Annotated in this window: 19 protein-coding genes and 1 other RNA gene; 7 read left to right on the top strand and 13 right to left on the bottom strand. The window is 62.1% G+C overall.

From position 1 onward, the window contains the following. Window positions 1-48: 48 nt before the first annotated feature. Together rnpB and rsmI are read right to left on the bottom strand one after the other, a co-directional pair. Window positions 49-421: RNase P RNA component class A (gene rnpB / locus ASF66_RS20555), an RNA gene on the bottom strand. Window positions 422-496: 75 nt separating this feature from the next. Next, window positions 497-1,399 (bottom strand): 16S rRNA (cytidine(1402)-2'-O)-methyltransferase, encoded by a 903-nt coding sequence (gene rsmI, locus ASF66_RS19805; RefSeq protein WP_082223640.1) that lies wholly within the window; start codon window positions 1,397-1,399, stop codon window positions 497-499. 164 nt (window positions 1,400-1,563) lie between these two features. On the opposite strand from rsmI, the gene ASF66_RS19800 reads away from it, so the two are divergent. From ASF66_RS19800 to ASF66_RS19785, 4 genes are all read left to right on the top strand, one after another. After that, window positions 1,564-3,357, top strand: a complete 1,794-nt coding sequence (locus ASF66_RS19800) for a penicillin-binding protein activator (protein WP_056845049.1) — start codon at window positions 1,564-1,566, stop codon at window positions 3,355-3,357. Further along, on the top strand, window positions 3,357-3,728 hold the full coding sequence (locus ASF66_RS19795) for a YraN family protein (protein WP_056845048.1): 372 nt from the start codon (window positions 3,357-3,359) through the stop codon (window positions 3,726-3,728). Before ASF66_RS19800 ends, ASF66_RS19795 begins: the two co-directional genes overlap by 1 nt. A 123-nt stretch (window positions 3,729-3,851) precedes the next feature. Further along, window positions 3,852-4,445, top strand: coding sequence for a phosphoheptose isomerase (locus ASF66_RS19790; RefSeq protein WP_043186809.1), 594 nt, complete (start codon window positions 3,852-3,854; stop codon window positions 4,443-4,445). Continuing rightward, the gene (locus ASF66_RS19785) at window positions 4,442-5,020 is read left to right on the top strand and encodes a BON domain-containing protein (RefSeq protein ID WP_056845047.1); all 579 of its coding nucleotides are present in this window, start codon (window positions 4,442-4,444) and stop codon (window positions 5,018-5,020) included. Before ASF66_RS19790 ends, ASF66_RS19785 begins: the two co-directional genes overlap by 4 nt. 69 nt (window positions 5,021-5,089) lie before the next feature. Here ASF66_RS19785 and ASF66_RS19780 read toward each other — a convergent pair whose 3' ends face one another. From ASF66_RS19780 to rplM, 7 genes are all read right to left on the bottom strand, one after another. Continuing rightward, window positions 5,090-5,521, bottom strand: coding sequence for a ClpXP protease specificity-enhancing factor (locus tag ASF66_RS19780; protein ID WP_056845046.1), 432 nt, complete (start codon window positions 5,519-5,521; stop codon window positions 5,090-5,092). 17 nt (window positions 5,522-5,538) lie between these two features. Beyond that, complete coding sequence (locus ASF66_RS19775; RefSeq protein WP_043186799.1) at window positions 5,539-6,156, bottom strand: glutathione S-transferase N-terminal domain-containing protein; 618 nt, start codon at window positions 6,154-6,156, stop codon at window positions 5,539-5,541. 87 nt (window positions 6,157-6,243) lie between these two features. Further along, complete coding sequence (locus ASF66_RS19770; protein ID WP_056845045.1) at window positions 6,244-6,969, bottom strand: cytochrome c1; 726 nt, start codon at window positions 6,967-6,969, stop codon at window positions 6,244-6,246. Continuing rightward, window positions 6,966-8,180 carry a cytochrome b gene (locus tag ASF66_RS19765; protein WP_056845044.1) on the bottom strand — a complete coding sequence of 405 codons (1,215 nt, stop codon included), beginning with the start codon at window positions 8,178-8,180 and terminating at the stop codon, window positions 6,966-6,968. The genes ASF66_RS19770 and ASF66_RS19765 overlap by 4 nt, the downstream gene beginning before the upstream one ends. Next, on the bottom strand, window positions 8,180-8,767 hold the full coding sequence (petA, locus tag ASF66_RS19760) for a ubiquinol-cytochrome c reductase iron-sulfur subunit (RefSeq protein ID WP_442962790.1): 588 nt from the start codon (window positions 8,765-8,767) through the stop codon (window positions 8,180-8,182). Before petA ends, ASF66_RS19765 begins: the two co-directional genes overlap by 1 nt. Window positions 8,768-8,919: 152 nt before the next feature. Further along, complete coding sequence (gene rpsI, locus ASF66_RS19755) at window positions 8,920-9,312, bottom strand: 30S ribosomal protein S9 (RefSeq protein WP_049860604.1); 393 nt, start codon at window positions 9,310-9,312, stop codon at window positions 8,920-8,922. 14 nt (window positions 9,313-9,326) lie between these two features. Further along, window positions 9,327-9,755 carry a 50S ribosomal protein L13 gene (rplM, locus tag ASF66_RS19750; protein WP_043186791.1) on the bottom strand — a complete coding sequence of 143 codons (429 nt, stop codon included), beginning with the start codon at window positions 9,753-9,755 and terminating at the stop codon, window positions 9,327-9,329. A 250-nt stretch (window positions 9,756-10,005) separates the two neighbouring features. Here rplM and ASF66_RS19745 point away from each other — a divergent pair, with 250 nt between their 5' ends. Both ASF66_RS19745 and ASF66_RS19740 read left to right on the top strand, forming a co-directional pair. Continuing rightward, a complete protein-coding gene (locus ASF66_RS19745) occupies window positions 10,006-11,046 on the top strand; it encodes an NADP(H)-dependent aldo-keto reductase (RefSeq protein WP_056845042.1) in 1,041 nt (346 codons plus the stop codon). A 290-nt stretch (window positions 11,047-11,336) separates the two neighbouring features. After that, complete coding sequence (locus ASF66_RS19740) at window positions 11,337-12,233, top strand: GlxA family transcriptional regulator (protein ID WP_177331313.1); 897 nt, start codon at window positions 11,337-11,339, stop codon at window positions 12,231-12,233. 126 nt (window positions 12,234-12,359) lie between these two features. Here ASF66_RS19740 and zapE read toward each other — a convergent pair whose 3' ends face one another. The 3 genes from zapE to ASF66_RS19725 form a co-directional block, all read right to left on the bottom strand. Next, window positions 12,360-13,454, bottom strand: a complete 1,095-nt coding sequence (gene zapE, locus ASF66_RS19735; RefSeq protein WP_049860601.1) for a cell division protein ZapE — start codon at window positions 13,452-13,454, stop codon at window positions 12,360-12,362. A gap of 85 nt (window positions 13,455-13,539) precedes the next feature. Beyond that, complete coding sequence (locus tag ASF66_RS19730) at window positions 13,540-14,889, bottom strand: tryptophan--tRNA ligase (RefSeq protein WP_056845040.1); 1,350 nt, start codon at window positions 14,887-14,889, stop codon at window positions 13,540-13,542. Window positions 14,890-14,923: 34 nt separating this feature from the next. After that, complete coding sequence (locus ASF66_RS19725; RefSeq protein WP_056845039.1) at window positions 14,924-15,553, bottom strand: alpha/beta hydrolase; 630 nt, start codon at window positions 15,551-15,553, stop codon at window positions 14,924-14,926. A gap of 139 nt (window positions 15,554-15,692) precedes the next feature. Between ASF66_RS19725 and ASF66_RS19720 the strand changes: the two genes are divergently transcribed. Continuing rightward, on the top strand, window positions 15,693-16,130 hold the full coding sequence (locus tag ASF66_RS19720) for a YhcB family protein (protein ID WP_049860598.1): 438 nt from the start codon (window positions 15,693-15,695) through the stop codon (window positions 16,128-16,130). Between the two features lie 108 nt (window positions 16,131-16,238). Here the strand turns inward: ASF66_RS19720 and ASF66_RS19715 are convergent, their stop codons facing one another. Next, complete coding sequence (locus ASF66_RS19715) at window positions 16,239-20,843, bottom strand: hypothetical protein (protein ID WP_156463232.1); 4,605 nt, start codon at window positions 20,841-20,843, stop codon at window positions 16,239-16,241. Between the last annotated feature and the right edge of the window lie 377 nt (window positions 20,844-21,220).

Here is a 21,220-nt window from a genome sequence, read left to right as displayed (position 1 = left end):
TTGGTTGCCTTTTTTTGCGGGGAATACAGCAGGACGCGAAGTAAAAAGGTGGAGAGTCGATCTGTAAGCCGGGTTTTGTCGAGGACAGTCATTCCTCTACGATGGCCATCGCTGGACACCTCTAGCAACCTACCCGGTTCCAACGCGGGCCGCGCCATATGGAACCCTATTTGGTCTTGCTCCGAGTGGGGTTTACCTAGCCACGAACTGTTGCCAGACGTGCGGTGCGCTCTTACCGCACCTTTTCACCCTTACCGGCGCTTGCGCGCTTAGGCGGTTATTTTCTGTGGCACTTTCCGTAGGCTCGCGCCTCCCAGGCATTACCTGGCACTCCGCCCTATGGAGCCCGGACTTTCCTCCCCCCGCTTGCCCAGCAACGAGTTGCGGAACAAAAACGGGCAGCGACTGTCCGATCGACTCTCCGGCGCGCAGGTTAACGACATGCACCGGCCAGGACAAGCTTTAATCGCACCAATGGGTCATACCTGGGCCGGAATCACGTCTTCTGCTTTTCCAGCGCCACTTGATAGAGCAGATTCTTGCGCACGCCAGTGATCTCTGCCGCCACGGCAGCGGCGCGCTTGAGCGGCATTTCCGCCAGCAGCACATCCAGAATGCGCATGACCTCAGTGCTGACCGCCTCATCACTGACCGGCGCGGTCCAGCCTGCCACCAATACCACGCACTCGCCCCGCTGCTGATTGCTGTCGGCTTCCACGAATGCACGCAGCTCTGCCAGCGGCAAACCCTTGAGGGTTTCGAAGGTTTTCGTCAGTTCGCGCGCCAGCAATGCCGGACGCTCGCCGCCGAAGACCTTTTCCATGTCCTGCAGGCATTCGAGTATGCGATGGGGCGCCTCGTAGAAGATCAAGGTGCGCGGCTCCTCCCTCACCTGCTCAAGGCGCGCGCAGCGACCGGCGGTCTTGGCGGGCAGAAAACCTTCGAAGATGAAACGGTCCGATGGCAATCCTGCAGCCGACAGGGCTGCGATCAGCGCGCAGGGACCGGGCACCGGCACCACTTGCACACCCGCGGCACGCGCCTGACGCACGAGGTGATAACCGGGATCGGAAATCAGCGGCGTACCCGCGTCGGAAATCAGCGCCACGTCATCGCCGGCCAACAATCGCTGGATGAAACGGCTGCCCTCGTCCCGCTCGTTGTGTTCGTGACAGGCGGCCAGCGGCGTATTCAATCCGAAGTGCTGCATCAGGCGCACCGAATGACGTGTGTCCTCGGCTGCAATCAGCGCCACCTCGCCCAGGATCTTCAGCGCACGTGCGCTCATGTCGTCCAGATTGCCGATGGGCGTGGCCACTACATAAAGTGTGCCCGGGGTGGAATTAGAAGCGCTTGAAGCAGTCACAGCACACACCTTGTCGTTCGGCCAAACCCGCATTGTACAGGCTCTACGCCACCCAGTGCTTGCCCAGCGATCCGGGGCAGTCGACGTGAAACATTTGCTCGTCCTATATAAGGACGGACTAGCCTTCTTCGTCGTACCCTGGCCGATGCTTGGGTACACTTGCCCGTCTATTGATCGAGTAAATCAGGAAGATATCCATGACAGCCTGCCTGCGGCTTCTATCTGCCCTATGCCTCGCCGCCTTGCTGGCTGCGTGCGCCAGTTCGCCTTCATCCAATCTCGGTGAGCTGCCCCGCACACCGGACGCCACCGTGGAACAGTTGCTCGAACGCGCCAGCGCCAGCAAGTCGCCGGAAGAGGCGGCGGTCCTGCGCCTGAGCGCGGCGGATCAGGCCGCTCGCCAGGGCGACTCGGCCCGCGCTACCCAGATCCTGCAGCAGGTGCGTATCGAACTGCTCAAGCCGGGCCTGCAGATACTGGCCAGCACCTTAAGCGCGGAGCTGGCACTGACGCGCAATGACGCCAAGGCCGCGCTGGCCGCGCTCAATCATCCGAGCCTGCAGCGCCTGGGCGAGTTGCCCGCCGACCAGCAGGTGCGTACCCACCTGGTTCGTGCTCGCGCACTGGAAGCCGATGGCCAGATCCTGGCTGCCGCACGCGAGCGGGTGTTCATCGCGCCCCTGCTCAGTGGTGACGCCGCGGCCCAGAACCATGAGGCCATCTGGGCCTTGGTGGGCTCGCTGCCCGTCGAGCAACTACAGAATCAAGGCACCGATGACTTCGCCGGCTGGTTGAGCCTGGCCCTGGCGGTCAAATCCGCCGCCACCCTGGAACAGCAGCAGGCAGCCATCGATACCTGGGTAGCCCAACACGCCGCCCATCCGGCCGCGCGACAGCTGCCTGCGCCTTTGGTCAAACTCAAGGCCCTGGCCAGCCAGCCCCTGACTCGCATCGCCCTGCTGCTGCCGCAGGATGGGCAGCTTGCAGGCGTGGCTCGCGCCCTGCGCGAAGGCTTCATGGCGGCCTACTATCAGGCCCAGCAAGCCGGTCAGAAGCCGCCGGTGATCGACGTGATCGACAGTTCGCGCCTGACTTCGCTCGACGATTTCTACCGCCAGGCTCAGGCCCAAGGCGTGAAACTGGTGATCGGCCCGCTGGAAAAGCCACTGGTCAAACAGCTGGCCGCACGTGCGCAACTGCCCCTTCCGACCCTGGCACTGAACTACAGCGACACCAACCAGATGGGGCCGCCCCAGCTGTTCCAGTTCGGTCTGGCTGCCGAAGACGAAGCTCGCGAAGTGTCGCGCCGTGCCCGCGCCGATGGCTTGCACAGCGCTGCTGCGATGATCCCCAAGGGTGACTGGGGTGACCGCGTGCTCAACGCCTTCCGCCAGGACTGGGAAGCCAACGGCGGCACCTTGATCGCAGCCGAACGCGTCGACCAACCGGTGCAACTGGCTCAGCAGATTGCCGATATGCTCAATGTGCGCAACGCCGGCGGCGGGCTGCAGAGCAGCAGCGGCGCCCAGGGCTCGCGGCGTCAGGACATCGATTTCATCTTCCTGGCCGCTACACCTCAGCAGGCGCAGCAGATCAAGCCGACCCTGAACTTCCAGTACGCCGGTGATCTTCCGGTCTACGCCACTTCGCACGTGTTCAGCGCCAGTGGCGACCAGGCTCAGTACAACGACATGACCGGCATTCGCTTCTGCGAAACGCCCTGGCTGCTCGACGCCAGCAATCCACTGCGTCAGCAGGTCACTCGGCAGTGGCCACAGGCCAACGGCAGCATGGGCCGGCTGTACGCCATGGGCGTGGACGCCTACACCCTGGCCGCCCGTCTGGGCCAGCTCAAGGCCTTGCCTGACAGCCGCGTCGAAGGCTTGTCCGGCAACCTGGGCATGGGCGCCAACCAACGCATCGAACGCCAACTGCCCTGGGCGCAGTTCGTCGGTGGCCAAGTCCAGCGCCTGCCCAACACCACGCCGTAATGTCGCTGAACCCCCGACAGAAGGCGGGTCGCGAGGCCGAGCAGCAGGCCCTGGAGCACTTGTGTGCACTGGGCCTGGAGCTGCTGGCGCAGAACTGGCTGTGCAAACGAGGCGAGCTTGATCTGGTCATGCTAGAGGGCGATACAGTAGTATTCATCGAAGTCCGCTATCGCCTGCACGCACAATGGGGTGGAGCATTGGCCAGCATCGATGCCCGCAAGCGCGAAAAGCTGGTGTTGGCCGCGCAGTATTTCCTCCTCAAGGAAACACGCTGGGCCCAACATCCATGCCGTTTCGACGTGATCGCCCTGGAAGGCAGCGGTAGCCAGGCCACGCGCCTGAACTGGATACGCAATGCCTTCGACAGCTGATACCTGACACCCCAGCCACGCGTTCTCGCTCTTTGCTTTGCGGGCTGCACATTCTTGTTGTGCCGGGAACCGCCGCCGCGTTGCGGTCTTGCCCGACCAGCCGCTTTACTTAAGGTCACCTTGATGGACATGCAATCCCGAATTCGCCAGCTTTTCCAGGCCAGTATCGATACCAAGCAACAGGCGATGGAAGTCCTTGCACCGTACATCGAACAAGCCAGCCAGGTCATGGTCGGCGCCCTGCTCAGCGACGGCAAGATGCTGTCCTGCGGTAACGGCGGCTCGGCCGGCGATGCCCAGCACTTCTCATCCGAGCTGCTCAACCGCTTCGAACGGGAACGCCCCAGCCTGCCCGCCATCGCCCTAACCACCGACAGCTCGACGATTACCTCGATCGCCAACGACTACAGCTACAACGAGGTATTCTCCAAGCAGATCCGCGCGCTGGGACAGCCCGGCGACGTGTTGCTGGCCATCTCCACCAGCGGCAACTCGGCCAACATCATCCAGGCCATCCAGGCCGCCCACGACCGTGACATGGTGGTGGTTGCCCTGACCGGCCGCGACGGGGGTGGCATGGCCTCCCTGCTGCTGCCTGAAGACGTCGAGATCCGCGTGCCTGCCAACGTCACGGCACGCATTCAGGAAGTTCACCTGCTGGCGATCCACTGCCTCTGCGACTTGATCGACAGCCAACTGTTCGGGAGTGAAGAATGAAGCGTACCCGCCTTGCCCTAGTGGCCCTGAGCCTGGCCTTGAGCGTCACCGGCTGCAGCTCGGTTCTGACTGCTACCCGCGATAACCCGATCGACGATGACCGCGGTACCCGCACCCTGGGCAGCAAGATCGACGACTCGCTGATCGAAACCAAGGTGTCGGTGAATATCGCCAAGGCCAATATCGATCTGGACAAGAATTCCCACATCGTCGTGACCAGCTACAACGGTGTGGTCCTGCTCGCCGGACAGACCCCGCGCGCCGACCTCAAGACCCTCGCCGAGCAGGCGGCCAGTGAAGTGCAGCGGGTCAAGAAAGTGCACAACGAAATCCAGGTGCTGGCACCGTCCTCGCTGCTGGCGCGCAACAACGACGCCTGGCTGACCACCAAGATCAAGACCCAGATGCTGGCCGACAGCGCCATCCCTGGCTCGCGCATCAAAGTGGTCACCGAGAACGGCATCGTCTACCTGCTGGGTCTGCTGACCCAGGCCGAGGCTACCCGGGCCACCAACCTGGTGCAGGGCGTTTCCGGCGTACAGAAGATCGTGAAGCTGTTCGAATACATCGACTGACCATCGATGCCGCCCCTGCCGGGCGGTACGAGCGCAACAAAAAAGGCGATCCTTGCGGATCGCCTTTTTTCATTTCACCACTTTCAGGCTTGGACGCCCGGTAGGCCGTGGCGGGGGGTTACCGGGTGGAGGGGCATCGTCGTCTGATTCGACGATGTCCTCGAATTCGGCGTCCTCCTCGTCCAACTCCGGGGACTCCAGATCGAAGACCATGCCCTGACCGTTCTCGCGAGCATAGATGCCGAGAATGGCGCCCGTAGGCACGAACAGCGTGTGCGATACGCCGCCGAAACGACCGTCGAAACTGACCGCCTCGTTATCCATATGCAGGTTGCGTACGGCGCTGGGCGACACGTTCAATACGATCTGGCCATCGCTGGCGAAACCTTGCGGGACCCGTACCGAGGGATACTCGGCATTGACCAGCATGTGGGGGGTGCAGTCATTGTCGACGATCCACTCGTACAGCGCGCGGATCAGATAGGGACGACTGGAGTTCATCAACGGCTCCTCAAAACCTAGCGCATTTCACGTTCAGCGGCAGACAGGCTGGCCTTGAAGGCCTCCCGTGCGAACTGACGTTCCATATAGTCGAGCAGCGGCTTGGCGGGCCGCGGCAGTTCGATACCCATGATCGGCAAGCGCCAGAGTATCGGCAGTAGACAGCAGTCGACCAGACTTTGCTCCTCGCTGAGGAAGCAGGGCTTGTCAGCGAACAGAGCCGACACGCCGGTCAGGCTTTCGCGCAGCTCTTTGCGCGCCTGAACGCGGGCGGCTTCTTTGCTGCGCGGATCCAGGATCAGGTCGGCCAGGCCGCACCAGTCGCGCTGGATGCGGTGGATCAGCAGCCGGCTGTTGGCGCGCGCCACCGGATACACTGGCAACAGCGGCGGATGGGGATAGCGTTCGTCGAGGTATTCCATCACCACGGTCGATTCGAACAGGGCCAGGTCCCGGTCGACCAGCGTCGGCGTGCTGCCGTAGGGGTTCACTTCGATCAGCCGGGGTGGCAGACGACCGCCTTCCACGTTGATGATCTCTGCGCTGACGCCTTTCTCGGCGAGAACGATGCGCACCCGATGAGAATAGTGGTCGGCGGGGTCGGAGTAACAGGCCAACCGATTGGTCACGCCCATGGCGGTCCTCCTCGCGTATAGAGTATGAATGCAAAAACGAGCGACCCCAGCAGGGGGCGCAAGCAAGCCGCGAAGTTTACCGCACTTTCAACCCACGTCCTTCCAGTATTCGCGTTTCAGCAAGTAAGCGAAGAGGATCAGCAGCGCCAGGTACAGCAATACGTATAGGCCAATCTGCCGGCTTTTGGTCTGTACCGGGTCGGCCGAGTAGGCCAGGAACGCCACCAGATTCCTGACCTTGTCGTCGAATTGCCGAGCGTCGAGGCTGCCGGTACCGGGTATGACGCGTAGACGCGTGCACGGCTGCACCGCTGGCTCGGGGCAGTCGAGCACCTGACGCCCCTGCAGGCTTTCCAGCACATTGGGCATGCCGACGTTGGGGTAGACGATGTTGTTCACGCCCCAGGGCCGCGCAGGGTCGGCGTGAAAGCCCTGCAGGTAGGCGTACAGCCAGTCGGTACCCCTCACGCGAGCGATCAGCGTCAGGTCGGGCACCTCGGTGCCGAACCATGCCTTGGCATCGGCTGGCAGCAAACGTGTCTGCATGTGATCGGCAATGCTCGCCCCTGCAGGTGCCAGGGTCTGCAACACCTGCTCATAGGGTATGCCCAAGTCGTCAGCCACCGCCTGGTATCGCTGAAATTGCGCGCCATGGCAGCCCATACAATAGCCGACAAAGGTGTTCGCACCGTCGCGCAAGGCGGCCTTGTCGGTCACGTCGATCACCACAGGCTGCACACCTGAAGCGACGGGTGCCGCCCAGACCATCAGCGGCGACAGCGACAGCAGCACAAACGCAATCAGCACTCTCATCGGCTTGGAATCCGATCAGGCACCGGCCGGGTCACTTCCCGACGCGTATACAGCGGCATTGCCAGGAAGTAACAGAAGTACAGCAGCATGCACACCCGCGCCGCCCAGATCGCGGCGGTCGTGGCCGGTTGCATACCCAGGTAGCCCAGCGCCACGAACGCCAGGCAGAACAACGCCAATGCAGCGCGGCTGAACCCTCCCTTGTAGCGCATCGACTTCACCGGACTGCGGTCCAGCCAGGGCAGTACGAACACAATGGCGATCGCCAGGCCCATGGCGCATACGCCCATGAGCTTGTCGGGCACGGCGCGCAGAATCGCGTAGAACGGGGTGAAGTACCAGACGGGGGCAATGTGCTCCGGCGTCTTGAGCACGTTCGCGGGCTCGAAATTGGCCGGCTCCAGAAAGTACCCGCCCATCTGCGGAAAGAAGAACACCACGGCGCTGAACACGAACAGAAAAACCGCCACCCCGAGCAGATCCTTGACCGTGTAGTAGGGATGAAAGGCAATGCCGTCCAGCGGCTTGCCGTCCGCGTCGCGCAGGCGCTTGATGTCGATGCCGTCGGGGTTGTTCGAGCCCACCTCGTGCAGCGCCAGAATGTGCAGCACCACCAGCGCCACGATCAGCAGCGGCAAGGCCACCACATGCAAGGCAAAGAAACGGTTCAAGGTCACGCCCGAGACCAGGTAGTCACCGCGGATCCACTGGGCCAGATCGGCGCCCACGATAGGGATGGTACCAAACAACGAGATGATCACCTGCGCCCCCCAGTACGACATCTGCCCCCACGGCAACAGGTACCCCATGAAGGCCTCCGCCATCAGCAGCAGGTAGATCGACATGCCGAACACCCACACCAGCTCGCGCGGTTTCTGATAGGAGCCATACAGCAGGCTGCGGAACATGTGCAGGTAGATCACGATGAAGAACGCCGAAGCACCGGTGGAATGCAGGTAGCGCAGCAGCCAGCCATATTCGACGTCGCGCATGATGTACTCGATGGACGCGAAAGCCCCCTCAGCCGTGGGCGTGTAGTTCATGGTCAGCCAGATGCCGGTGAGCAACTGATTGAGCAGCATCAGCAGCGCCAGAGAACCGAAAATGTAGAAAACATTCAGATTCTTCGGGATGTAGTACTGGCTCAGGTGGTTGCGCCACACTCTGCCCACCGGCAGGCGCGCTTCGATCCACTGCAACAGGCCTCGCATCAGGCGCTCTCCCCATCGATACCCAGCACGAGCACATCGGCACTCTCGTAGTAATGCGGTGGCACGGCGAGGTTCAAGGGTGCGGGCTGTGCCTTGTAGACACGCCCAGCCAGATCGTAGTGCGAGCCATGACAGGGGCAGAAATACCCGCCCTGCCAGTCCGGCCCCAGGTCGGCTGGCGCCACCTCGGGACGGAAGGTGGGCGAGCAACCCAGGTGCGTGCAGATGCCGACCACCACTAGCACCTCGGGCCGGATGGCGCGCAATGCGGCGTCTACATACGTTGGCTGGTCGGAGTCGCGCGATTCGGGATCGGCCAGATGGTCGATGTCGTGGGCAAGATTGTCGAGTATCTGCGGCGTGCGTCGACAGATGAAAACGGGTTGGCCGCGCCAGCGTGCGACCACCTGCTGCCCGGGCTCGATCTTGGCGATGTTGACCTTGACCGGCGCAGCGGCGGCGCGAGCTTTGGCGCTGGGTTGCCATGAAGCCACGAACGGCACCGCTGCGCCGACCGCACCGGCAGCGCCCACCAGCGCCGTGGTTCTGACCAGAAAGCGACGGCGACCCTGGTCGATGTCACACACCCTGCCCTGCTCGTCCGCCATCCTCTACCTTAGCCTGCTGCAACAGGCATCTGCATTGTCCAGCGCGCAGTGTACCAGCGCCTTTCACGTATTGACGGGCGAAAAAAAACCCGGCTCGCGAGAACCGGGTTTTTCTGGAACGAAGACGCGAATTAACGCTTCGAGTACTGCGGACGCTTACGCGCTTTACGCAGACCGACTTTCTTACGTTCAACTTCACGAGCATCGCGAGTCACGAAGCCTGCTTTACGCAGGGCCGGACGCAGTGCTTCGTCGTAGTCCATCAGTGCACGGGTGATACCGTGACGGATCGCACCGGCCTGACCGCTGACACCACCACCGATGACGGTGACGTAGATGTCGAACTTCTCGGTGTTCTCGGTCAGCTCCAGCGGCTGGCGAACTACCATGCGGGCAGTTTCGCGACCGAAGAAGGTGTCCAGAGTGCGATTGTTGATGGAGATATTACCGGTGCCCGGACGCAGGAAAACGCGAGCGGTTGCGGTCTTGCGACGGCCAGTGCCGTAATTTTGAGTCGCCGACATAATGAACTATTCCGTTAAAACTTCAGTTCTTGGGGCTGCTGAGCAGTATGAGGGTGAGCAGCGCCCGCATAGACTTTCAGCTTACGGTACATGTCGCGACCCAGCGGGTTCTTGGGCAGCATGCCCTTAACCGCGGTCTCGAGCACGCGCTCTGGCGCCTTGGCGATCAGCTTTTCGAAGTTGATCGACTTGATACCGCCCGGGAAACCGGAGTGGGAGTAGTAGATCTTGTCAGTGGTTTTGGCACCAGTGACACGCACCTGCTCGGCGTTGATGACGACGATGTAGTCGCCGGTGTCAACGTGAGGAGTGTACTCAGGCTTGTGCTTGCCACGCAGACGGCTCGCGATTTCTGTAGCCAGACGACCCAGGGTCTGACCAGCAGCATCAACGACGAACCAGTCGCGCTTTACTGTTTCCGGTTTAGCAGTAAAAGTTTTCATTCTTTATAGCCTCAGGGGCCGCCCAGCAAAAAGAGACGGCGGATCTTACTGAATAGTGCTTACTTTGACAAGTCAAAGGCAGCCGGGCACGGGACACTTTTGGGGGGCTCGGGTCTTCGCGTCACATACACGGCAAAATTCTTCCGGGAGGGGGGCATCACTTCCACTTCACAGAGAGGGGCCGAATTATCCAGATTGCGAAAAAAATATCAACCTGCTTTTATGATTCCTTTGCCAAGAGGAGTCACCGATGCACTATCGCAAGCTGGGACGTACCGATCTGAACGTGAGCGCGCTGTGCCTGGGCACGATGACCTGGGGCGAGCAGAACACCGAGGAGCAAGGCTTCGCGCAGATAGAAAGGGCCAAGACGGCCGGCATCAATTTCCTCGACACGGCGGAAATGTACCCCGTGCCACCGCGTCCGGAAACCTATGCCGCCACCGAGCGGGTGATCGGCAACTGGTTCAAGCGCCAGGGCGACCGCGCCGACTGGATCCTGGCGAGCAAGATCGCCGGCCCCGGCAACGGCATCAGCCATATCCGCGATGGCCAGCTTAAATTCAACCGCGAGCACATCGTCGCGGCCCTGGATGCCAGCCTGCAGCGGTTGCAGACCGACTGGATCGACCTCTATCAGTTGCACTGGCCGGAACGCAGCACCAACTTCTTCGGCAAGCTGGGCTATCAGCACACCCAGGACCACCTCGATACACCGTTGCAGGAAACCCTGCAGGTGCTCGACGAACAGGTCAAGGCCGGCAAGATCCGGCATGTCGGGCTGTCCAACGAAACGCCGTGGGGCACGATGAAGTTCCTGGGTCTGGCCGACAGCGGCAACCTGCCCCGCCCGGTGTCCATCCAGAACCCGTACAACCTGCTCAACCGCACCTTCGACGTCGGCCTGGCCGAAGTGGCGATCCGTGAGCAGTGCGGGCTGCTGGCCTACTCGCCCCTGGCGTTCGGCATGCTCTCGGGCAAGTTCGAGAACGGCGCACGTCCGGCCGGTAGCCGTCTGGCGCTGTTCAGCCGTTTCACCCGCTACGCCAACGACCAGGCCATCGCTGCCACCAGCCGCTACGTGGCGCTGGCCCGCGAACACGGTCTGGACCCGGCGCAGATGGCCCTGGCCTTCGTGACCGCGCAGCCGTTCGTGACCAGCAACATCATCGGCGCGACCTCGCTGGAACAACTGGACAGCAACCTGGCGAGCATCGATCTGGTGCTGTCCGAAGACGTGCTGGCGGGTATCGAGGCGATCCACAAGGCGCAGCCGAATCCGGCGCCGTGACTTTCGATTGCTGCTGTTGCTGATGGCCTCTTCGCGACCACTGGCCGCTCCTACAGGGATCTGAACATCTTTCGTAGGAGCGGTCAGCGGCCGCGAAGGGATCAATACCCTTCCCCTTCGCGACCTCGCTTGAATCCAGCGGCACTTCGGCCATATCCTGACCGCTTTCACCCCACAAGAATAAAATCATGATCTTCACGCCCCACACGCCTGCGCTGCGGCGCGTCTGCATTCTGGCCACCGATCAGGTCATGGCCTCGACCCTGATGCAGGCCAAGGACTTCTTCCACATGGCCAGCCTGCGCTACGGCAAGCAGCTGGGCCTGGACCGCCATGCGCTCTTCGAAACCCGCCTGGTCAGCCCGGACGGCCTGCCGGTGCGCAGCTTCAGCGAGGTCATGCTGCCGGTGGACGGTGGTCTGGAAGACGCCGACCTGATCATCCTGCCCGCCTGCTGGGGCGACTTCGACGGCGCTGCGGCGCGCTACCCGCAGGTGCTGCCCTGGCTGTGCGCCCAACACGCCCGCGGCGCGGTTCTGTGCGGTGAGGCCAGCGGCGTGTTCTGGCTGGCTGCCAGTGGCCTGCTGGACGGTAAGGAAGCGACCACCTACTGGCGCTTCTTCGAAGAATTCAAGCAACGCTTTCCCGGCGTTCGCCTCAATCAGGACAAGCACCTGACCGACGCGGACAACCTCTTCTGTGCCGGCGGGCCGGTGTCGGCCTGCGACCTGTACATTCACCTGATCGAGCGGTTCTGTGGCGCCCATGTAGCCCAGGCGGTGTCGCGCGATACCCTGTACGAAGTGCAACGCAGCTATACGCCTGGACGCATTGGCTTCGGTGGCCAGAAGCTGCACCGAGACGTGCCGATCCTGCACATCCAGCAATGGCTCGAAGAGCATTTCGCCGAGAAATTTCGTTTCGAGGACGTGGCCCGCGAGCGCGGCATGAGCATCCGCAACTTCATGCGTCGTTTCCATGCCGCCACTGGCGACAAGCCGCTGCATTACCTGCAGCGGCTGCGCATCGAAACTGCCAAGGGCCTGTTGTCAGGTACCCGCAAGAGCGTCAAGACGATCAGCTATGAAGTGGGGTACGACGATGCGAGCTTCTTCGCGCGGCTGTTCCGCCAGCACACCGAACTGTCACCCAATGGCTATCGTCAGCAGTTCATGCAGGCGGCTTGAGGAAGCATCGCGGTGCGCCCTTCGCGGCCACGGTCCGCTCCTACGGGGAATTATTCGCGGCCATGGACCGCTCCTACGGACAATTGTAGGAGCGGTCAGCGGCCGCGAAACAGACCCTGCGGTCTGTCAGGGCTTGTGCGCCCGCGAGAGGAACTCGTGGGACTGCATTTCCAGCAGGCGGCTCAAGGTGCGCTGGAACTCGAAGTTCAGACGTCCACCGGTGTACAGGTCCTTGAGCTCCACTTCGGCCGAGATGATCAGCTTCACGTTGCGATCGTAAAACTCGTCGACCATGTTGATGAAGCGGCGGGCGATGTCGTCGGTGGTCACGCTCATCTGCTCGACACCACTGAGCAGTACGGCATTGAAGATCTTGCCCAGCTCGATGTAGTCGTTCTGGCTGCGTGGGCCGTCGCACAGCTCGCGGAATTCGAACCAGGCCACGTCATCGCAGGTGCGCAGCGCGCGGATCTCGCGATTCTCGATCATCAGGGGGTCGTTCTCGACCACCTTGGTGCTGTTGTGGGTCAGCGCCTTGAAGCTTTCGCGCATGCTCGCCTGGGCGGCTTCGTTGAGCGGCGAGTGGAACAGCTCGGCCTGCTCCAGGTGACGCAGACGATAGTCGACGCCGCTGTCAACGTTGACGATCTCGGTGTGCTCCTTGATCAGCGCGATCGCCGGCAGGAAGCGCGCTCGCTGCAGGCCATCCTTGTACAGGCCGTCGGGCACGATGTTGGAGGTCGCCACCAACGTCACGCCGTTCTTGAACAGCTCTTCCATCAAGGTGCCCAGGATCATCGCGTCGGTGATGTCCGAAACGAAGAATTCGTCGAAGCAGATCACCCGCGCCTCGTCGGAGAACCGCTTGGCGATCACCGTCAGTGGGTTCTTCACGTCCTTGAGGGTTTTCAGTTCCTCGTGCACGCGCTTCATGAAGCGGTGGAAGTGCGTCCGCACTTTCTGCTCGAACGGCAAGGCGTCGAAGAAGGTGTCGACCAGGTAGGTCTTGCCGCGGCCGACGCCGCCCCAGAAGTAAATCCCCTTGACCAGCTTGGGTTCCTTCTTGCCGAACAGCTTGCCGAACACGCCAGGTTTGCTGTGCCCGGCGGCGACCAGATCGTCGTACAGACGCTGCAGGTGGCGGACGGCATTTTCCTGGGCGGCGTCGTGGAAGAATTCGGGACGTTTGAGATCGGCTTGGTATCGTTCTAGGGGCGTCATATTCGTTAGCAAGGCAACAAAAACGGGCCGTCACTGTAGCGACGGCCCAGGATAATGGCAATGAGCTTTGCGACAGGGTGTCGCATCACTCCCCTTGGGGCTGCAGTGCCTTGCGCAACGCCTGGGTGGCGGTATCGCGGGCCTCTGTCGTGGTGAACGTCGGGCCATCGGCCACGCAGGTGCCGTCCAGCCACAGCGTGAAGCTTTCGGCATCGCTGCGGATGTCCAGTTCACCGCCCTGCTGCAATTGCTTGCTGACCTGCCCGGCCGCCTTGCCGTCGGCGAAGCTGCGCGACAGCAGCAGCTGCTCGCCGCTGGCGTCGAGCAGACGGAAGCGGAAGCTGCCGTCGTCGTCACGGAAGCTGACGAAGCGTGCAGCCTTGGCGGCTTTCTTCTTGCCTGCCGTGGTCACCTGCACCTGCTCGCGGAAGGAGCGCAGCCCTACCGCCTCGCGCAGCTCACCCAGGAACGGCGTGGCGACGGCACGGGCTTTGGCGGCGCCGGCCAGAAGGATGTCTTCCAGTTCCGCCGGGCGCTCGATGAAGTGGTGATAACGCTCGCGGGCTTCACCCAGCTCGGCATCGAGCAGGTTGAACAGGCGCGCCTTGGCCTCGCCCCAACCCAGGCCTTCGCGCAGCGCGGCATGGAACTCGGCGCTCTGCTCGGGCGTGGCGAAGGCCTGGAACAAGGTGAACAGGTGCGAATTGTCCGGGTCCTTGGCTTCGCCCGGCGCGCGCGAGTCGGTGACGATGCGCGAGATAGCGTCTTTCATGTCCTTGGCGCTGGTGAACAACGGGATGGTGTTGTCGTAGCTCTTGGACATCTTGCGCCCGTCCAGGCCGGGCAAGGTGGCGACGCTCTCCTCGATCAACGCCTCGGGCATGACGAAGAACTCGCGGCCCTTGCCGAACAGGTGGTTGAAGCGCTGGCCGATGTCGCGGGCCATTTCCACGTGCTGGATCTGGTCGCGGCCGACCGGGACCTTGTGCGCATTGAACATCAGGATGTCGGCGGCCATCAGCACCGGATAGCTGTACAAGCCCATGGAGATGCCGGCATCAGGGTCTTCACCGGTTTCGACGTTCTTGTCCACCGACGCCTTGTAGGCATGGGCGCGGTTGAGCAGGCCCTTGGCGGCCACGCAGGTCAGCAGCCAGGTCAGCTCCGGGATTTCCGGGATATCGGACTGCCGATAGAACGTCACCCGCTCCACATCCAGACCCGACGCCAGCCAGGTGGCCGCGATTTCCAGACGCGAGCGCTGGATGCGCAGCGGGTCATCGCATTTGATCAGGGCGTGGTAATCGGCCAGGAAATAGAACGAGTCGGCGTCACTCTGGCGACTGGCAACGATCGCCGGGCGGATGGCACCGGCATAGTTGCCAAGGTGAGGCGTGCCAGTGGTGGTGATACCGGTCAGGATACGAGTGGTCATGGGTCGATTCTTGTTCAGGAGCCGTGGACGGGCATCAGTTCGAAAGACGCGGCAGCAGCAGATCCTTGAGGTCGGTCAGCTTGCCGTGGAAAAAGTGCCCGCATTCTGCCACTTTCAGCAGCTCGTGGGGGCGCTCGAGCTTGTCGGACCAGTCGTAGACGAGCTGTGGATCGACCACTTCGTCGGCATCCGGCTGGATCACGGTCAACGTGGCCTGCTGCGGCAAGCGCTCGGTTATCCGCATCACCGCTGGAGCGACCATGAACAACTGCTGCACCGCCTCGCCTTCAGCCTCCAGGCGGCCGGCCAGGGTGGCTGCCACGAAACCGCCAAAGGAAAAGCCCAGAATCGTCAGCGGCAGTTCGGGGTGTTTCGCTCGAAGCCAGCGGGCCACGGCCCAGGCATCGTCGACTTCGCCGCTGCCCATATCATGGCTTCCGGCGCTGGCGCCGACGCCGCGGTAGTTGAAGCGCAGCGTCAGCATGCCGGCATCGCGGGCGGTGCGCTGCAAGGTAGACACCACCTTGTTGAGCATGGTCCCGCCCTGTACCGGATTGGGGTGGCAGATCAAGGCAATGCCCGTAGCATCGGCGGTGTCGAGGTACAACGCTTCGAGTGGGCCCTGCGGGCCGTCGATGAAAACTGCGGTTTCGCGGATGAGCAAGGGGTGAACTCCGTGACCCTAACAGGGGTCGACTCGTCTAGCTGGAAGATTCTGGCCTGTGAAATTGCGCAAGTGCGCGGTATACAGCGCAGGTCCGAGCCGTTAACGTAAAGCAAAGCCGTTTATAGAGGAAGGACTCGTGGAACTCTCGCTCTTAGTTTGGTTGTTGCCAACCCTGGCCCTGGTGGTCGGTGTGGTCATCGGTTTTGCCGTTGCGCGCCTGGCACCCCGTGCCGTGCCCAATGGCACACAGCGTCAGCTCGATGATATCCAGGAACGTTTCGATACCTACCAGAACGAGGTGGTCACCCATTTCAACAGCACCGCGATCCTGGTCAAGAAACTGACCCAGAGCTATCAGGAAGTGCAGGATCACCTGGCCGAAGGCGCCGACCGTCTGGCCCTGGACGAACTCACTCGCCAGCGCTTGCTCGCCGCCCTGCATTCGGACGCGCCGCAGCCCCACCGCGAGCGCCTGACACCGCCGCGCGATGCGGAGCCGCCACGCGATTACGCGCCCAAGGCAGCGAACTCGCCTGGCATGTTGGACGAGCAGTATGGGTTGAAGCGCAAGTAAGGCTGCACGTTCAATCAGTGTGAAGAATGCGGCAAAAAAAAGACGGGGCCTGAATCATCAGGCTCCGTTTTTTTCATGCCCCGGCCAACGATAGGCCGAGCGCCAGGCTCAGAGCGCCAGGTACACCTCATCGTAAGGCGGCGCGATTTCGCTGCGCAGTATCCCGATCCATTTGCCGTGGGTTGCTTCGTCGGTCTTTTGCTTCTCGATTCCGTCGAAGCGTTGCTCCACGGTTTTCAAGTGTGCCGCGGTGTAGGCATCACGAGGGCCGCGTGGATGCGCGTAGTGAAAGTGGGCGTACCACAAGGGTTTTCCCGCCGTGTCGGCCACCAGGTATTCCTCCAGATAGCCGGGCGAGCGTTTGAGCTTGCTGCGAGCCCCCACGCGGCTGATCCGTGCTGCACCCTGACGGTACAGGTAGTCAACCCGAGCCGCCGCCGGGGGCTGCCACTTGACCATATGAATGCGGATCAGGCGTCCTTGCTCGATCAACTCGGCGGCCTTGTTACGAAACAGCTGCGCGCGACCATGGGCTGATGTCTGCTGGCTGGTGGCCTCGTCCACCTCATTGTCGCGGGTCAGTTGCTGTTCGACGGCATCGGCCGCCTCATTCAACTGCTGTGCGTACAGCCGTAGCCGATCCTCGACCTCCACCGGCAGATAGGGCTTTTGCGCTTCCTTCCAGGCCGTGCGGGTCTGCTGGTCGGCACCCTGCAACAGCTGGTTGCCACGCCGGATCGCCGTTTTCAGCGAGCGGCTCGCCGGTCGTGGACGCGCCGCCGCGGGTGTTTCCACCGCCTCCCAATCAGCCTGTGCCGGATCCTTGCCAAACGAGGCCAGGACTTTCTTTTCGATGGGGTCGATCACGTCGACGATGTCGCGATCGGTGACGGTAACCTTGGTCCGACGCTGCCCGACCACCAGCCCTCTGTGACGGGTCACGAAGATATTCTTGTGACGCGCCTGCTGGCGCTGCTTGCGGGTCATCTTGAACTGTTCGCGAATCAGCGGCACCAGCGCGGCCTGGGCACTGTCGCGCAATTCCTGAATCAGGCCGGCCAGGCGCAGACGCGCAGGCTCGTGCAACTGCTCGCCATGCTCATTGGTATAGAACGCCAGGGATTGCTGGGCAGCCTCATATTGCAGGTCCAGACTGTTGAGCAATTCGACCCGATCGTTGAGGGAGTATTCGGCGGTTTCTTCCAGCGCGGCATGGGTCTGCGCCGCCAGGCGAACCGGCTCGGCCACCGAGTCCATCATCCGATCAGCCACTTGCGAGGTGGCGATATGGCGGATGCTGGTCAGCGCCAGGCCATCCACCAGCAGGCCGATCCAGCGTCGGATCGACAATGCCTCGATCCAGTTTGCGGCCAGTTTCTCCAGTGCTGTCGCGCCTTCGATCGGCATGCGCCGCAGCTGCTCTTTCCACTGGGTGAGTTCTTTGCTCAGTTGAACCTGCTTGTCGAGGATATCGATACTGTCGCTGACATAATCGAAAAACAGTCGAGACTGCTGCTCGCTCATGTCTGAGCCGTCCAGAAGCGCACTGATGTCATCGGCCCTGTCGCGATAATCCAGGCTTTTGTAGCGCAGGTTGATGACCTCTTCCTGGCCCACCTCACACAATTGGAACAGCAGGCTGGCCTGCTCCTTGGCACGGTTGCCGTAGGGCTCGAGCTGGTTGAGCTCCAGACTGACCGCCAGTACCTGGCGCAACGCGGCAAGATAATTGCCGGTCGCCTCGCTCAGGGCATTGCGCAGCCCTCTGAGGCGTTCGCTGTCCTTGGCCTCGAAGGCACGGTTGACCTTGCGCAATACCGCGTTGACCTGTTCGTGCAAAGACGAGCGCTTCTGGTTGAATTCAATAATCTGCTGGTCGCAGGCCTGCATCCGCTGTCGATTGGCTGCCCGCAGTGCCGCAATGCTGCGCTTGGGTCCACCGCCGCGTAGACGCAAATGCAGATCCAAACGCCAGCGCCCGACTTCATCGCGCTCCACCCAGGGCCCCGGTGTCTGCGGGCGAGCGGCATCGATGATGCGCACCTGCCCATCATCGACCATGACCTGATAGAAATGCCCCTCCAGTGGCAACAGCCAGCGCTCGCCATCCAGGTACAAACCGCGCAACGCACCATGTGGCAGAGGCTCGGGCATCGGCTGCGGAGCAGCAACGCGGTAGCTGGCCAACGCAGTGGCATCCTCGGGGCTGAGCCGGTGCTGGGCACGCGCCCAGGAAAAACTCAGGTGGGCGTTGGCGTCGAAGGCCTGCACCGGTGTCAGTGATAACTGCGTCGTCACCACCGCCTTCGCAGGCACCGGCAGTACCGGCTGGCGAAACTCGCGGATCGCCATGGCCTGCTCGGAGGTATGGATCAGCAATACCAACGCAATGTTGAAGAGCAGATCCACCAGTTGATCATCTGCCGCAGTCTTGTCGCCGCTGGCCTGCGCGACCAACGTGACGTTGCTCGCGGCCATGGCCTGGATCAGCCAGCCAGCGGTGGCCAAGGGTCCCGAAAGAACGGGCAAGAGCGCGTTGAAAACCGTCCAGCCCAGCGCGCGATAACCGATCCAGCGGCTTTCCTCACTGGAAATCGACTGCCGATCAGCCACCGTGATCAGGGCATTCGCGCTGCCTTGGTACAGCTCGGCCAATACATCGCCACCCAGGGCGATGCCCTTCAAGGTGGCTGCAACAGGAACGCTGAGCGGCGCATAGTCCGAACCTTGGCCGAACCGCACCAGGTGCGGCTGATGAAAGCCACCGTTGGCGTATCGGGCACGGGCCGGGGCATCGAGCCAGTCGAGCACGCTACGTTGCACCTCGCCCTCCTCGGCGATGGCCTCGAACAGAGCCGCGCGGTCCGAGTATTGAATCAACGTCGGCTGCATGAGAGGGCGGTACAACACCTGCAGACCGGAACCGTCGGTGGCGGCGATGACATACATGTTGCAGACCCTGTCGACCTTCATGTCCGCCGCTGGCAGGATGCCCAGCGCCTGAATGCCCACACTGATGCCTTCGATTTCAGCGTTGCCTGGGGCTTCCATGACCCCGGCCACGTACTTCCAGCCCAGGCGGGTGAACCCGCACAGCCCGCGGATGCTGTTTTCCAACGCCAGCATGGGTAATTGGCACTGCAACTGACTGGCGAACAAGCCCTGGCGCCGAGTGGACTCGACGGGGTCTTGCAGCAGTTTCTCCTTGAGCAACGCCAGGTAGCCGCCTGCGGCGTCGGTCCTGGTGACCAAGGCCTGGATACTGGTCTCGTCGACCCAGGCAGGCAGCGTGACACCCGCCTTGGGCTGGATCAGCAAGCGCCCCTGAGGTCGGCCCGAGAGGTTGTAAAGAGCAAGGTCCACAAGGCTGATGACATGATCCTCCAAGGTCATGTCACCGGCATTGACGATGCTCAACTGCGCGTTCGGCACCGTCAGGATATGCACTTCGATGTCATCGACAGCGCCGAGCATTGCATGCGGATGGTCCAGGGCGATCTGTCTGATCAGCGCTTGTTCGGTGAAGTCGGTGATGGTGGGGATGCCGTCCAGAAACGATGCCTGTTGCTGCTGTTCGCGCAAGGTGGCCAACGTTGCCAAGTACAACGAGAACTCTCGGCGTTGCGCATCATCGGCCTTCGTCAGCCATGCTGGCAAACCCTCCTGCACGGCTTGCAGGCGGGCGCGCTCTTCAGCGCTGTCGATATCGAACAGGAATGTCACATGCTCGGTGCCCCGCTCCAGAGCCCCTGCCCCGAGGCCATTGGTTCGGCAATAAGTCCCCAGTGTCTGCACCGCTTCGAGTTGTTGCTCCAGAATGGCCTGGGCCTGCGCCTCGAAGATGTTGCCCGTGGGCGAATACAGCGCCAGCTCCAGCGCCGGGCCGGTGACCGCATGCCCCAGGTGCATGGCGAATGCATCGGCCATCGCCTGTAAGGTCGGGAAGCTCTCAAGCCCGTTGACCGGAGTGTACATCAGCAACACTTCGCCGCCCTGGCTGCCGACCCGCCGGCGGATGATCAAGGCGTGGGTGAGTTCGGCGCGGCGCTGCAACGGCACGCCCATGGCCTGGACACTGACCAGGCTCGCTTCGATGGTGTCTGCAGCGTACAGCGCGCGCTGACGGGCGCCTGGCATCGTGACCAGCAGCATGGCAGTAGCGCCTTGGTCGTTGCTCAGGCGACCTGCCGTCTGCTCGCGTTCGATGCTGTGCTGGAGCCTGAACTGCAGCGCGCTGCCCAGCCATTGCCAGCGATTGCCTCCCGTCGACTCGGTCGCGTCCCAGTAAGTACACAACGCTTCGCTGTAGGCTTGCAGTATCTGCGGGCCCCACTCGTTGACGATACCCTGCACCTGAGTCATGTCCACGGCCAGCGCGCTCGGGTTTTCGGCACCTGCCTGTGCAGTGAGAAAGTGGTAGCCCTGAACGAGGGTGATATTTTCATCGTGCAGATAGCGGTCGATCAGGGCATCGGCCAGCAACAGCTTGCGATACCCAGCGAACGATGTTGCGCTCGTCGTACCGATGGGCTCGAACAGATGAACATGGGAAAAGTCCACATCCAGCGTGGGGTATTGGATGGCGAACTGAGTCGTCAGCACCTGCAATGCCACGTCGCGCAACGAGGGGCGGCTGGCGAAATGCTTGCTGACACTGCTGGCCAATGGTGCGGATCGAGCGACTTCACCGCTCAGGGAAAGAAGAGGGGTCATGGGAGCTGGCGCCTTCAAGAATGTATGAAAGCGCATCAGGCACCGTTGAGCGCCCTGCCCGGTGGTAGACAGTTAGTCACCGTAAACAAAAGACCCCGCCGGGGCGGGGTCTTTTGACGCTTCGCGACGCTTAGATCGCGCCGCGGCTGCGCAGCAGCTCCAGGACGTACTGACGTCGACTGATTACGAGCAGGGTTGTTCCAAGTTGTTTCTAGCCGCTCTTCAAAATTGTCGTCTTCAGCCTCACCTGCAATTCCATCGACTTCCATATAAGCGCCGTGTGCTATGGCGCGAGTCCTTCCTGTCATTCATGAAACGCTCACCTTATGCTGCGCGCAACTGGACTTTCAAGCGCAGGGGAGGCAGGCGCGAGCGGA

The sequence above is a fragment of the Pseudomonas sp. Leaf129 genome, from assembly GCF_001423465.1.
In the GTDB taxonomy this organism is placed as follows: domain Bacteria; phylum Pseudomonadota; class Gammaproteobacteria; order Pseudomonadales; family Pseudomonadaceae; genus Aquipseudomonas; species Aquipseudomonas coleopterorum.
The sequence above is the reverse complement of the archived record's forward strand: the minus strand, read 5'-3'. Positions and strand labels throughout refer to the sequence as shown.

What these genes read in the sequence shown, in the direction of transcription:
- rsmI (WP_082223640.1), bottom strand. Translation starts at nt 1,399, where the DNA reads ATGCGGGTTTGGCCGAACGACAAGGTGTGTGCTGTGACTGCTTCAAGC.
- ASF66_RS19800 (WP_056845049.1), top strand. Translation starts at nt 1,564, where the DNA reads ATGACAGCCTGCCTGCGGCTTCTATCTGCCCTATGCCTCGCCGCCTTG.
- ASF66_RS19795 (WP_056845048.1), top strand. Translation starts at nt 3,357, where the DNA reads ATGTCGCTGAACCCCCGACAGAAGGCGGGTCGCGAGGCCGAGCAGCAG.
- ASF66_RS19790 (WP_043186809.1), top strand. Translation starts at nt 3,852, where the DNA reads ATGGACATGCAATCCCGAATTCGCCAGCTTTTCCAGGCCAGTATCGAT.
- ASF66_RS19785 (WP_056845047.1), top strand. Translation starts at nt 4,442, where the DNA reads ATGAAGCGTACCCGCCTTGCCCTAGTGGCCCTGAGCCTGGCCTTGAGC.
- ASF66_RS19780 (WP_056845046.1), bottom strand. Translation starts at nt 5,521, where the DNA reads ATGAACTCCAGTCGTCCCTATCTGATCCGCGCGCTGTACGAGTGGATC.
- ASF66_RS19775 (WP_043186799.1), bottom strand. Translation starts at nt 6,156, where the DNA reads ATGGGCGTGACCAATCGGTTGGCCTGTTACTCCGACCCCGCCGACCAC.
- ASF66_RS19770 (WP_056845045.1), bottom strand. Translation starts at nt 6,969, where the DNA reads ATGAGAGTGCTGATTGCGTTTGTGCTGCTGTCGCTGTCGCCGCTGATG.
- ASF66_RS19765 (WP_056845044.1), bottom strand. Translation starts at nt 8,180, where the DNA reads ATGCGAGGCCTGTTGCAGTGGATCGAAGCGCGCCTGCCGGTGGGCAGA.
- rpsI (WP_049860604.1), bottom strand. Translation starts at nt 9,312, where the DNA reads ATGTCGGCGACTCAAAATTACGGCACTGGCCGTCGCAAGACCGCAACC.
- rplM (WP_043186791.1), bottom strand. Translation starts at nt 9,755, where the DNA reads ATGAAAACTTTTACTGCTAAACCGGAAACAGTAAAGCGCGACTGGTTC.
- ASF66_RS19745 (WP_056845042.1), top strand. Translation starts at nt 10,006, where the DNA reads ATGCACTATCGCAAGCTGGGACGTACCGATCTGAACGTGAGCGCGCTG.
- ASF66_RS19740 (WP_177331313.1), top strand. Translation starts at nt 11,337, where the DNA reads ATGGCCAGCCTGCGCTACGGCAAGCAGCTGGGCCTGGACCGCCATGCG.
- zapE (WP_049860601.1), bottom strand. Translation starts at nt 13,454, where the DNA reads ATGACGCCCCTAGAACGATACCAAGCCGATCTCAAACGTCCCGAATTC.
- ASF66_RS19730 (WP_056845040.1), bottom strand. Translation starts at nt 14,889, where the DNA reads ATGACCACTCGTATCCTGACCGGTATCACCACCACTGGCACGCCTCAC.
- ASF66_RS19715 (WP_156463232.1), bottom strand. Translation starts at nt 20,843, where the DNA reads ATGACCCCTCTTCTTTCCCTGAGCGGTGAAGTCGCTCGATCCGCACCA.